Genomic DNA, 7531 nt, shown 5'->3' on the forward strand with positions numbered 1-7531 from the left:
GATCCCGTCAACCTAGTTCACGCGCAGAGTCATGTAGCGCAGGATGCTCTCGTTGATGCGCAGATTTTTCTCCCAGGTGGCCACTGTCCTTGGCTCGGCCTCGTAGTTGAACTGGATGTAGAGGCCTTCCTTGAACTTCTTCATCTCAAACCCGGCAAAGCGGCGCTTGCCTCTGTTGGTAATTTCCAGGCCAGTTGCCCCGTTTTCTCGTAGGAGCGATTCCTGCTCGGTGAGGAGTTGTTGCAAGGGTTCGTCCGAGAGGTCGGGGCGCACGATCAGCATTGTCTCATAGGCGCGGGGCATGGAAGCCAGTTCTCCTTGGGAATCCAAATCAAAAGGTGCAGTAGGCTATCCTAGCTTCTCTTTGCGACAATCGAAAAGGGCCACAGCTCAATTCTCCACCCCTCTGCAGCGACAAAAGCAAGCCTCTTCACAAGAGGGGATCCGTTGTCCGATACAATAGGGGATACTTCGATAGCTGCCGGTTGGCTTAGCCAAGAGACTCTCAGTCGATCGATATCTAGGGTTCCAAGCATGAGCGCAGATGAAGTTTACAGCCGTGTTCGCAAGATCGTGTCCGATCAACTAGGCGTAGAGGACGACAAAGTAACCCTGGAAGCTAATTTCCAGAACGACCTAGGAGCCGACAGCCTCGATACGGTGGAGCTGGTCATGGCCTTCGAGGAGGAGTTCGATCTGGAAATCCCCGATGAAGATGCGGAGGGCATTGCCACTGTGCAGGATGCCGTCAACTACATCCTCTCTAAGAAAGCTGCCTAGCCTGGGAGAGGGCAATTCTGCCGGCTTGCCTTCCTTCTAACCGGAGGGTACCGGGTCGAAACTGCTCATGGTTGTCGTGGATCCTGCCGCCGCTCCTATGTCCATCCCATCCAACTTCCATCGCCGTGTTGTCATCACGGGGCTAGGGGCGATAACCCCCCTTGGCAATTCTCCTGGCGAGTTCTGGCAGAGCTTGCTGGCAGGCCGCTCTGGTATTGGGCCAATTACCCACTTCGATGCCTCTCGCCACGAGTGCCGCATTGCCGGGGAGGTGAAGGGGTTTGATCCCCTCGACTACCTGGATCGCAAGGACGTCAAGCGCACCGATCGCTTTGTCCATCTGGCCCTGGCCGCCACCCAACAGGCGCTGGAGGATGCCCAATTTCGCATTACCGATCTCAACGCTGAGCAGGTGGGGGTGATCTTGGGCACCGGCATCGGCGGCATCCGGGTTTTGGAAGAGCAGCAGACCATCTACCTGCAAAAGGGGCCGGATCGCTGTAGCCCCTTCATGGTGCCGATGATGATCGCCAACATGGCAGCAGGCCACGTGGCCATTCGCTTTGGCGCCAAGGGGCCTAACTCCTGTACGGTGACGGCCTGTGCTTCTGGCTCCAACGCCATCGGCGATGCCTTCCGGCTCATCCAGCGGGGGGAAGTGCAGGTGGCCATTACGGGGGGCACAGAAGCGGCAGTGACTCCCCTCTCGGTGGCGGGGTTCAGCGCCATGAAGGCTCTTTCCACCCGCAACGACGCCCCCGAACAGGCCTGTCGGCCCTTTGACCGGGATCGGGATGGCTTTGTCATGGGGGAAGGGGCAGGGATCCTGCTGCTGGAGGAGTTGGAACACGCCCGATCTCGCGGCGCCAAGATCTATGCCGAGATCGTCGGCTACGGCCTCACCTGCGACGCCCACCACATCACCAATCCCGCCCCCGCGGGCGAAGGTGCTGCCCGCGCGATGCGGCTAGCCCTTAAAGATGCCGGGATCCGGCCTGACCAGGTGCAGCACATCAATGCCCATGCCACCAGCACACCGGTGGGGGATGTAGCCGAGGTGCAAGCCATCAGGGCAGTTTTTGGTGAGCATGCCCCTCGCCTAGCCATCAGCGCCACCAAGTCCATGACCGGCCACCTGTTGGGGGGAGCAGGCGGCGTTGCCACCGTGGCGACGGCCCTGGCCATCCACCACGGCTGGGTTCCCCCTACCCTCAACCTGGACAACCTCGACCCCGAGTGCGAGGGGCTGGACTTTGTCCCCCACAGGGCACGGCAGATGGCCGTTGACGTGGCCCTGGTCAATGCCTTCGGGTTTGGGGGGCATAACGTGACCCTGGCCCTGCGCCGCTACTCTTCCAACTAAGGGATCCTGCCCATGTCCACTTCTGAAGGCTCCGCCCCCTCTGTTCGCCAGCAGGCCCTGGCCGCCTTGACGGCGGAGCTGACGCAGCAGGGCCATCCCCCTGAATACGCCCAGCACATGGCGGCGGCAGTGATTTTTCAGGCCGATCTGGATCTCTGCGCCGCCCAGTTGGCGCGGCTGCTGAGTTGGCTAAAGCAAAACCATCCGCAGCTCTATCCAGAGGCAGTGCAACTGGTGGATGCCACCCGCGAGGAGTTTGAGCGGCGGGTTCAACGAGGATAAGAGATTCGTAGAGGCCTGGGGTGCCAAGGCTAGGATAGGGGGTATCTCCTTATCTCCAAGCTCGCTGCCAATTGCCGCGGAGCTGCTCCCCCCTCTCCCTGGGGGAGGGAGCTGGGGGTGAGGGAAAAGTTGTGTTGACCCGCTAGGCATTGGAGATGGCTACTGCGGATGCGAAGTTCCCCGAGCGGATAGCTCAGCCGTCCTCTCAGGAAGAGCCTGGAAAGGGATCCCTGCTGCTCCATGTTGGGGGCATGAGCTGCGCCGGCTGTGTTCGGGTCGTCGAGCAGACCCTGCTGAATCAGCCGGGGGTGGTCAAAGCCAGCGTTAACCTGGTTACCGAATCAGCTCTTGTGGAACTTGCCCCTGGGATCCAGCCTGATCCCGAGCATTTGGCCCGGATCTTGACGGATGCAGGGTTTCCCAGCTCTTGCGCCGCCGGCAGGGGCGATTTTCCCCAAGCTCAGGCTCCTTCCCCCGACGGATGGGACAATGCTCTGGACGCGCCTGCGGATCCCCTCGCGCGGCAACGGCGGCAAGCCCAAGACCACCTTCGCCAGGCCCTCACCGCCGTTTTTTTGCTGCTCATTTCTGCCGCTGGACACCTGGATCTTTTTGCCCGCCTGGGCCTGCCCGTCCTCAACGACGTCTGGCTGCACTGGGGGTTGGCGACGCTGACCTTTGTCGGCCCGGCCCGCGGCCTTGTCCTGGACGGCTGGCGGGCGGCGCGGCGGCTGGCCCCCAACATGAACACGCTAGTTACCCTGGGATCCGGATCCGCCTACCTGGCCAGTCTGGTGGGGTTGCTGGCCCCGCAGGTGGGCTGGGAGTGCTTCTTTGAAGAGCCGGTGATGCTGCTCAGCTTCATCCTGCTGGGGCGGGCCCTGGAACAGCAGAGCCGTCTGCGGGCGGCCAGCAGTTTGCAATCGCTGCTCAGCCTGCGCCCCAGCGTTGCTTGGCGAGTCCGACCCTCTCAACGGTCAGGATCCCCAGCCGAAGACCTGAGCAAAGGCGAGCTGGCGGCAGAGCAGTGCCCCGTGGAACAGGTGCAGGTGGGAGACTGGCTGCAGGTGCGGGCTGGCGAGCAGATCCCGGTGGATGGGGAAGTAATTGCCGGCCAGGCCACGGTGGACGAGGGCATGCTCACCGGGGAATCCCTACCCGTGCTCAAACAGCCAGGGGATCCGGTCGTGGCCGGGACGGTCAACCAATCGGGGCTGCTGCTGTGCCAAGCTACGCGCACCGGCAAAGACACCACCCTGGCCCAGATCATCCGCTTGGTGGAAGAAGCCCAGGCCCGCAAGGCCCCCATCCAGGGCCTGGCCGACCGGGTGGCCGGCTACTTCACCTACGGGGTGGTGGTGCTGGCCCTTCTCACCTTCGCCTTCTGGTACTGGGTTGGGATCCCCTTGTGGGGCAGCGAGCTCCTGAGGGGGGTCGGCCTTCACTCCCCTCTGCACCTGGCGGATCACCCGCCCCACCCCACCCCTCTGCTCCTCAGCCTTAAGCTGGCCATCTCGGTGCTGGTGGTGGCCTGCCCCTGTGCCCTCGGATTGGCGACGCCGACGGCCATTCTGGTGGGCACCGGCCTGGGCGCGGAGCGGGGGCTGCTCATCCGCGGCGGCGATGTCCTGGAGAAAACCCACCGCCTGCAAACGGTTGTCTTCGACAAAACCGGCACCCTCACCCAGGGGGATCCGCACCTAACAGATTGCCTGGCCCTCGACCCCTCTCTGGATCCGGCTCGGCTGCTGCAACTGGCGGCCACGGTGGAAAGCGGCACCCGCCATCCCCTGGCCCAGGCCATTTTGGGGGCCCTCCGCGAGCGAGGACTACCCCTGCTCTCTGCCGACGAGTTTTACACTCAGCCAGGCCTGGGGGCCTCGGCGCGGGTGGAAGGGCAAGAGGTCATCTTGGCCTCCTTAGAGGGGCTGGCCGCCCTAGGGATCCCGATTTCCCCGCAAGCGCAGGCCCAAGCCGAGGTGTTGCTGCAAGCTGGCAAAACGGTGGTGGGGGTGGCCGTGGCGGGATCCCTGGTGGGGCTGTTGGCGGCCCAGGATCCCTTGCGGCCCGACGCCCGGGCAACGCTGCAACGGCTTCGGCAAATGGGCCTGCAGGTAGTCCTGCTAACCGGCGACCGAACCGAGGTGGCCCAGCAGGTGGCCCAGGCCTTGCAGGTGCCAGGGATCCGCGTCATCGCCGAGGTGCAGCCGGCAGACAAAGCTCAGGTTATCCGAGATCTGCAGGCCCAGGGTCAAAGAGTCGCCATGGTGGGTGATGGCATCAACGACACCCCCGCCCTGGCCCAAGCTGACGTGGGCATGGCTCTGCACTCTGCCACCGCTGCCGCCCTCGAGACTGCCGATATCATCCTCATGCGCAACCGCCTCTGGGACGTCGTGGAAGCCATCCGTCTCAGCCGCGCCACCTTCCGCAAGATCCAGCAAAACCTCCTCTGGGCCTTCGCCTACAACTGGGTCGGGATCCCGGTGGCTGCCGGTGCGCTCCTGCCCAGCTTCGGCATCGGCCTCAGCCCCGCCCTGGCCGGCGGCCTCATGGCCTTCAGCTCCCTCAGTGTAATCTTCAATTCACTCCTTCTCAGGAGAACTTTTATTAAGTGGTGGATCCCCTGACGAGCAAAATTAAAAAGTGTTAAAGACAACCAATATTCCGCCTACTATCTGTTTCTATTTCCGAAGTTTTACTGACTTCTGCCACAACTTTTGCCCTGCTCAGGCCTAGGAAGCAGCGATCTCGATTAAGTTCAATCAAGGAAATTAATTAGCTTTGACTTTTGAAAAGCCAAATGTAAAATGAGGCTTGCGCTGGCCCAAAGCTGCCTCGTTTTGTACCTTGCGTAGCAAGGGAAAAACCGTGAAAATACTGAAAAAGTCAGATCCGAAAGTTGGAGAGAGGGCAGAGACATGGCAATGCTTGGAGATCTTCAGGAATTTTCCCTAGCCGAGCTGTTGCATTTGATGGAAAAAGGAAAGAAAACAGGCCAACTCTCCATTTGGGGGCCCAATGGCATTTATCGAGTTTGGCTGTATCAGGGGCGAGTGGTGGCGGCCTTGTCTCCCCAAGAAGAGCATCAGTTGGAGCGCTTGCTGGTGCGCTTAAACCTGGTCAGCCAGCAAGTCGTGGCAGATTTGGCCTCCCTCTGCAGCTTGCAGGAGCCTCTGGGCCTTTGCTTGCAGCGGCAGGGGTTTATTTCCCCTGCAGCTTTGGCCAAGCTCTTTCGCTATCAACTGCAGGTGGGGCTTTACAGCCTCTTTGCCCTGGAAGCGGGACAGTTTAGCTTCTTGCCCAACGTGCCCCTGCCCTACCGCGAGATGACCGGTCTGAGCAAAGGAGCCAGTGCCGTGGCTTTGGAAGCGCTGCAGCAGCTTCGGTTGGATCAGCGCCCGGAAGAAAATCTGCCCCAGCCGGACAGCTACTTCTGGCGTACCAGCACCGAGTTGCCCTTGTACAAACTCTCGCCCCTGGAGTGGGCAATCTTGGAGCAGGTTTCGCCCGCTCGCAACCTGGTTGAGTTGGCCCAAGCCCTAAAGGCAGATCTCTTAGAAGTCCGCTATGCCTGCGCCCGCCTGGCCAAGCTGGGGTTGCTCAGCCCCTGCGACAGCTCGGCCGCTTCACCCCAGCCTGCGCTTGCGGCGGCTTCTAAGCTTCTCCCCAACCTTCGGGAAGAGAAGGAGCCGGTCAAGCCTTCCTTGGTCAGCCGCCTATCTACTCTCCTCAAAACCATGCGCGAAAAATAAGCCGGTAGAGTAAAATTCTATTGCATGCTCCTACGCCGGCTTTACGAAGTTAATTTAGGTAAAGATAAACTGGATGGCTGTAACAGATCTGGACCAAAGCAACACAAAAGTAATAGGAATTGATGCCAAAATCTTACGCAGCTCAACGCTTAGACTTTATCTCTCCAAAAAGATCGTTCATCAGTAGAATTGCTGCCAGGTTGAGTACTTGAGCGAAGATGGCTTTGCCGTCGCTACACGGTTGTTGACAGGGAATCAGGGAATGAGAATGGTGGTGTCCGTGAGGATCCCTGAAAGCGCCAATATTCAACTTAATGGAGGCTAAAGAATTGCCATGGCTATCGTTGGAGACCTCCAAGAATTTTCCCTTCCCGATCTGTTGCAGCTCATCGAAAAAGGCAGCAAAACAGGTCAACTTTCCGTCTGGGCCCCAAACGGCATCTACAAAATCTGGTTTTACCAAGGTCGGGTGATTGCAGCTCTGCCCCCCGAAGAGGAACATCGCTTGGAGGGTTTGCTGGCCCGCTCCGGCCTGGTTAGCGAGCGGGTGGTGGAAAAGCTGGCCTCTTTCTGTGGCCCGGAAGAGCCGCTGGGGCGGTGTCTGCAGCGGCAGGGGTTAATTTCGCCTGTGGCTTTGGCCAAGCTCTTTCGCCACCAACTGCAGGTAGGTCTCTACAGCTTGTTTGCCCTGGAAGCGGGCCAGTTCAGCTTCTTGCCTAGTGTGCGCCTGCCCTATCGCGAGATGACCGGCCTGAGCAAGGGTGCCAGTGCCGTGGTTTTGGAAGCGCTGCAGCAGCTCAAGCTGGACCAGCGTCCTGAAGAAAGTCTGCCGCAGCCGGACAGCTACTTCTGGCGCACCAGCAGCGAGCTGCCCTTGTACAGGCTTTCGCCTTTGGAGTGGGGAGTCTTGGAGGGAGTTTCCCCCTCTCGCAACCTGGCTGAGTTGGCCCGGGCGTTGGGGGCAGATCTTCTGGAAGTGCGCTATGCCTGCGCCCGCCTGGCCAAGCTGGGGCTCATCAGCCCCTGTGATGGCCCAACGGCCATTGTTCCCTCTTTGCTGGTTTCGGACAAGTTGACGGCGGTGGCAGAAAGCTTGGAAGCTGCGAAGGAAAAGCCGAGCACCAAACTACCCTCTTTCTCACAGGGAAGCGACCGGGTTAAGCCCTCCCTCGTCTCGCGGCTGGCTACTTTGCTGAGGGGGGTTCGGGATAAGTGAGAGATTTTTGAGCGAGGAGATCTTCTGGCAGATCTTTGCAGTACAGCCTGTTAAGGGCTCAAGGGGTACAATAGCAGCACTTAGCAAACCAACTTCGGAAGGAGGATGGATTGATCAGTAGTAAAGAAGTCTTCA

Annotated in this window: 7 protein-coding genes; 6 read left to right on the forward strand and 1 reads right to left on the reverse strand. The window is 60.2% G+C overall.

All coding sequences use genetic code 11. From position 1 onward, the window contains the following. Positions 1 to 12: 12 nt before the first annotated feature. On the reverse strand, positions 13 to 303 hold the full coding sequence (rpsF, locus tag SYN65AY6A5_RS11105) for a 30S ribosomal protein S6 (RefSeq protein ID WP_011431645.1): 291 nt from the start codon (positions 301 to 303) through the stop codon (positions 13 to 15). Positions 304 to 534: 231 nt separating this feature from the next. On the opposite strand from rpsF, the gene SYN65AY6A5_RS11110 reads away from it, so the two are divergent. The 6 genes from SYN65AY6A5_RS11110 to SYN65AY6A5_RS11135 all read left to right on the forward strand — a co-directional run bounded on the left by SYN65AY6A5_RS11110 (position 535) and on the right by SYN65AY6A5_RS11135 (position 7396). Then, positions 535 to 780: an acyl carrier protein gene (locus tag SYN65AY6A5_RS11110; protein ID WP_011431644.1), complete on the forward strand. Its 246-nt coding sequence runs from the start codon at positions 535 to 537 to the stop codon at positions 778 to 780. 97 nt (positions 781 to 877) lie between these two features. Further along, positions 878 to 2143 carry a beta-ketoacyl-ACP synthase II gene (fabF, locus tag SYN65AY6A5_RS11115; protein ID WP_099884427.1) on the forward strand — a complete coding sequence of 422 codons (1266 nt, stop codon included), beginning with the start codon at positions 878 to 880 and terminating at the stop codon, positions 2141 to 2143. A gap of 12 nt (positions 2144 to 2155) precedes the next feature. Continuing rightward, positions 2156 to 2425, forward strand: a complete 270-nt coding sequence (locus tag SYN65AY6A5_RS11120; protein ID WP_099812671.1) for a hypothetical protein — start codon at positions 2156 to 2158, stop codon at positions 2423 to 2425. Positions 2426 to 2580: 155 nt separating this feature from the next. After that, entirely contained in the window at positions 2581 to 5055 is a 2475-nt protein-coding gene (locus SYN65AY6A5_RS11125) for a heavy metal translocating P-type ATPase (RefSeq protein ID WP_346426188.1), read from the forward strand. 291 nt (positions 5056 to 5346) lie between these two features. Further along, positions 5347 to 6180 carry a DUF4388 domain-containing protein gene (locus SYN65AY6A5_RS11130; protein ID WP_099812672.1) on the forward strand — a complete coding sequence of 278 codons (834 nt, stop codon included), beginning with the start codon at positions 5347 to 5349 and terminating at the stop codon, positions 6178 to 6180. A gap of 334 nt (positions 6181 to 6514) precedes the next feature. After that, the gene (locus tag SYN65AY6A5_RS11135; protein WP_011431638.1) at positions 6515 to 7396 is read left to right on the forward strand and encodes a DUF4388 domain-containing protein; all 882 of its coding nucleotides are present in this window, start codon (positions 6515 to 6517) and stop codon (positions 7394 to 7396) included. Positions 7397 to 7531 lie beyond the last annotated feature (135 nt).

It is taken from the genome of Synechococcus sp. 65AY6A5, assembly GCF_002760415.1.
GTDB lineage: Bacteria > Cyanobacteriota > Cyanobacteriia > Thermostichales > Thermostichaceae > Thermostichus.